We start from the raw sequence: 4,353 nt of genomic DNA on the forward strand, positions 1-4,353 counted from the left end.
CAGCGGGGTTCCGGCGACCGGCCGGCCGGACGGCAGCGGCGCGGGCGCCCAGCCCTCGCGCATCCGGCGCCACAGGATCAGCAGCAGCACCTCGGCGCGGGCCATGGCCGGCTCCAGCCACGGCAGCGCCAGCAGCACCAGCACCCCGGCGGCCCAGCCCAGCACCACATCGCTCAGCCAGTGGGTGCCGAGGTAGACGGTGGTCATACCGACCCCGAAGGCGAAGCCCGCGGCGATCAGCGAGGCGACCCGGCGCGCGACGGGGGTGGTCGCCAGATAGGCCAGAATCCCCCAGGTGACCACGGCGTTCGCGGTGTGACCCGAAGGAAATATATCGCCGGTGCCCCACATCTCATTGGAGCCGACGGTGGTCGCGTAGTGCGGACCGAGCCGGCCGAAGCCGATCTTCACCGCGCCCACGGTGGCGTTCAGCAGCAGCAGGGAAGTGCCCAGCGCCAGCAGCGGGCGCAGGGTCCGCTGCCGGTAGCAGCACCACCCCAGCCAGGCGGCGACGGCCACCGCGGTGGGTCCGCGCTGGCCCATGACCACGAAGTAGTCCAGCAAGGTGTGGAACTCGGGCCACTGCTTGTAGGGCCGGAAGAGCATGATCTGCCAGTCGAGCTTCACCAGCCATGAGGTGGTGAGCACGCCGATCACGGTCGCCGCGTAGACCGCCAGCGTGGTCCCGAGCAGCCAGAAGCGTGTTCGGGTCATGCGCGGTCGCACGAGATCGGGCCTTCGCTCCTCGGACGCGGGGAGCTTGTCTTCGGTACGCACCTAATCGACGTTACATTGCGTGACAGGCGAGTTCGGTCGATCAGGTCGCTTTGTGATGACGATGTGATGTGGAGTGCGTCTCGTCCACGGCTTTTGGCCGTGCCCTTTCCAAGGAATGCAGGAGGCCCGGGAACTTTTCTGCTCCCGGCCTTCCAATGGGCGTGTCTCAGGGACTTTATGGAATTCTTACAGGGTGAGTTTATCGCTTATTGGCCGTACCGTTCCCGGAAGTTTCCCCAGGCGTCGCCGGGTGGCCGAAGGTGATCGTCCGCAGGGCCAGGCGCGGCCGGAGGGGGGGCCGGATCATGGCGGTCCGGAGCCATGCAGCCAGAAGGCCCCGTACACCGCCGAGGCGAGCCCGGCCGACCCCAGGACCAGTGCGGTGCGCGCCGGGCGCAGCCGGGCCAGGGCGACCGCGATCGGCAGCAGCAGCGGGAAGGCCGGTATCAGCAGTCGGGGTTTCGAGCCGAAGTACCCCTTCGCGGCCAGCGCCAGGACCAGCACCGCCCCGCCGTAGGCCAGCAGCGGCCACGGCTGGCGCTGCCGCACACAGCGGATCGCGAGCCAGATCAGGGCCCCGACGCCGAGCAGCAGCCCGAGCCCGCCCACGAAGGGCGGCTCGATCAGCAGCCCCCCGATGAAGCCCGCGAAGGCCAGCCCGCCGTCGAAGCCGTTCCCCCAGCCGTTCTGGACGTCGAAGTAGCCGGTGACGCTGCCGGTCCGGGCGGCGACCCACACCACATAGCCCAGCCAGCCGAGCGGCGCGAGCACGACGCCCGCGAGCAGGCGGAGGGGTGGCGCGAAGCGCTTCCGTTGAGGGTGGTGGTGGGAGACGGGCGGGCCTGTCCGCCACGCCTGGCGCCGGCGCCAGGCGGGCAGCAGCTCCGCCGCGGCCGCCACCCAGACCGCCGCGACCACCGCCGCCCCCACCGGCCGGGTCAGCCCCGCCAGCGCCGCGAACAGCCCCGCCCACAGCCACCGCCGGGTCAGCGCCGCATAGACACCCCAGGCGGCCAGCGCCGTGAAAAGCGACTCCGAGTACGCCATCGACTGGACGATCCCGACCGGCAGCACGCCCCACAGCACGGCCAGGATGAGCCCCACCCGCCGTCCGTACAGCAGATCGCCGATCGCGAAGATCCCCCAGGCGGCGAACAGAGAAGTGACCCAGCTCACCAGCAGACCGGCATCGGCCGCGTCCAGCGGGGCTATGGCCGATATCACTCGCTCCAGGCCGGGGAGCAGGGGGAAGAACGCCAGATTGGAGTGGACCGCCCCGTCGGGCAGATGGATCGTGTAGCCGTATCCCTCCTCGGCGATGCGGGTGTACCACAGCGAATCCCAGCGCGCCGAGAGAAGCTGGTGCGGGCTCTTGTCCGCGAAGGCCCCCCAGACCGCGAGAACCACGAGCCCGAGCAGGCGCGTCCCCGCGTAGGCGAGCAATGCTGGAGCGGCCCGGCGCAGCGCGGCCCGAGCGGCGCGGCCCGGTCGGCCGTCGTCGCTGAGCGGCGCGGTGCCGGCTGGGGCGAGATCAGTCACGGCGACGATTATCAAGGATGGCCAGGACCGCCCGCGGGGGGCTGTGGATAACCCTCGGCGGCGCGGCCGCGGGGGCTGTGGACAACGGATGACGAACGCGAGACGGCCGCCGGGGGGCCACAGGAGGGACGGCAGAGGGACGGGGGACAAATGGGGAAGTCCGGAACGTACGGCTCCGTAATCCTCCGCGGAGTGCTCCGAACATGACCTGCGGCACACGGCCCGCGCGGGGACTCGCGTACCCTGACCTCTCACTCGCGCCTTCGTCACCGGGGTCACCCGGACGTCCCTACGACGTGACGTACCGCCCCTCCGACGGCGGACCGCGAGCGCAAGACCAGGGAGGTGCGTACATGTCCGGGACGACCACGGCCCGCACTCGGCGGACGGCGGGCGTTCCCCGGCAATGGCGCGGCACCGAAGCGGGCGGCGGCGCGAACCGCTGGGTCGTGCTCCTCGTGCTCTGCGTCAGTCTGCTGCTCGTCGCCGTGGACGCGACCGTGCTGCATGTCGCGGTCCCGGCCGTGACCGAGGATCTGCGTCCCGGCGCGATGGAACTGCTGTGGATCGTGGACATCTACCCACTGGTCTGCGCCTCGCTGCTGATCCTCTTCGGCACCCTCGGCGACCGTGTCGGCAGGCGGCGCGTCCTGCTGCTCGGCTACGGACTCTTCGGCGCCGCCTCCGCGCTCGCCGCCTTCGCCCCCAGCCCCCAGATCCTCATCGTGGCCCGCGCCCTGCTGGGCGTCGGCGGCGCGATGATCATGCCCGCGACGCTGTCGATCCTGCGCCAGGTCTTCCCGGACCGCCGGGAGCGGGCGCTGGCCATCGGCGTCTGGAGCGCGGTCGCCGCCGTCGGCGCGGCCGTCGGCCCGCTGCTCGGCGGCTTCCTGGTGGAGAACTTCTGGTGGGGCTCGGTCTTCCTGGTCAACCTGCCCCTGATGATCGTGGCGCTGCCGGTCGGCCGCTGGCTGCTGCCGGAGTCCACCGGCGACCGGAACGGGCCCTGGGACGTGCTGGGCGCGGTCATGGCCGCGTGCGGGCTGTTCTGCGTCGTCTTCGGCGTCAAACGGATGGGCAGCGGCGCGGACCCGCTGGACGCCGTGACCATCGCCCCGCTGCTGTTCGGGGTGGTCCTGCTGGTGCTGTTCGTGCGCCGCCAGCGCCGCCGTACGCATCCGCTGGTCGACCTCAAGCTGTTCGCCCGGCCCGCCTTCTCGATCTCCGTCGGCTGTATCGTGCTCGCCCTGCTGGCGCTCGTCGGCCTGGAGCTCATAGCCGCCCAGTACCTCCAGCTCGTGCTCGGGCTCACCCCGCTCGAGACGGGTCTGCGGCTGCTGCCGCTGACCTTCGCCGCCATGGCCGCCGGGCTCGTGGGGTCCCGGATGCTCCAGTGGCTCGGCCCGCGGCTCATGGTCGCCATCGGCTTCGCGCTCACCGCGCTCGCCGTTCTCTCGCTCACCGCCATGGGCCAGGCCGACCGGCCCGCCGTGCTCGTCGGCGGCTTCATCGTCCTGGGCTTCGGCCTGGAGACCACGCTCTTCAGCGCCTACGAGTCGATGCTCAACGAGGCGTCGGCCGGTTCGGCGGGCGGCGCGGCCGCCATCGGCGAGACCTCGTACCAGCTCGGCGCCGGTATCGGCATAGCCCTCCTGGGCAGCGTGATGAACGCCGCCTACAAGCCCGGCGTCTCCTCGGTGCCCGGCGTCCCCGTCTCGGCCAGCTCCGACGCGAGCCAGTCGCTGGGCGCCGCGTACAAGGTCTCCGACCGGCTCGGCGGCCACGCGGGGGAGGCCCTGCGCTCGGCCGCCCGTGGCGCCTTCGTGCACGGTCTGCACGTCACGCTCGCGGTCAGCGCCGGTCTGCTGCTGATGGGCGCGCTCGCCGCGCTGCGGCTGCCCAGGACCATGGAGTGCGCCGCCGACGACGAGGAGCCCGCCCAGGGCCCGGACCAGTGTGCACAGGGCGGTACGGACACCCCGGCCCGGCGTGACCGCGCCGCCGTCGCCGCCGAGTCCTGACCGGCCCGGCCCGGGC

3 protein-coding genes are annotated in these 4,353 nt (G+C 72.0%); 1 reads left to right on the forward strand and 2 read right to left on the reverse strand.

Translation table 11 applies throughout. From position 1 onward, the window contains the following. Nucleotides 1–714, reverse strand: a 714-nt coding sequence (locus KN815_RS47030; protein WP_372458651.1) for a phosphatase PAP2 family protein, incomplete at its 3' end; no start/stop codon positions are given. A 366-nt stretch (nucleotides 715–1,080) separates the two neighbouring features. Further along, the gene (locus tag KN815_RS47035; protein WP_216347900.1) at nucleotides 1,081–2,316 is read right to left on the reverse strand and encodes a putative hexosyltransferase; all 1,236 of its coding nucleotides are present in this window, start codon (nucleotides 2,314–2,316) and stop codon (nucleotides 1,081–1,083) included. Between the two features lie 353 nt (nucleotides 2,317–2,669). On the opposite strand from KN815_RS47035, the gene KN815_RS47040 reads away from it, so the two are divergent. Continuing rightward, entirely contained in the window at nucleotides 2,670–4,337 is a 1,668-nt protein-coding gene (locus KN815_RS47040) for an MFS transporter (RefSeq protein WP_216347901.1), read from the forward strand. Nucleotides 4,338–4,353 lie beyond the last annotated feature (16 nt).

Source organism: Streptomyces niphimycinicus (assembly GCF_018883605.1).
In the GTDB taxonomy this organism is placed as follows: domain Bacteria; phylum Actinomycetota; class Actinomycetes; order Streptomycetales; family Streptomycetaceae; genus Streptomyces; species Streptomyces niphimycinicus.